Source organism: Streptomyces sp. NRRL F-5630 (genome assembly GCF_000719475.1).
GTDB lineage: Bacteria > Actinomycetota > Actinomycetes > Streptomycetales > Streptomycetaceae > Streptomyces.
Genome location: NZ_JOGO01000236.1, coordinates 1 through 201, shown reverse-complemented (window position 1 = coordinate 201; position 201 = coordinate 1). Strand labels below are relative to the sequence as shown.

General features: G+C 74.6%; 1 pseudogene. It reads left to right on the top strand.

Annotation, left to right across the window (positions count from 1 at the left end):
* A pseudogene (locus tag IF99_RS31535) lies at positions 1-201 on the top strand (hypothetical protein); the annotation flags it as partial.

Below are 201 nucleotides of genomic sequence, written 5' to 3'. Positions count from 1 at the left end.
GAAGCCCCCGGTGTCCGAGAAGCCGCACGGGGGCCCCGGCGGTGCGAACGTCAAGGGCACGACGGTCAAGAGCGACCTCTTCACGCCCGGCCCGGCGCCCCGGCCGAACACGACCGTCTCGTCCGATCTGCCGGACGGGCTCGGCAGCGGCATCGATGCCCCTGCGCCGCCCCCGTACACGCCGCCGCCGGTGTACTCCTC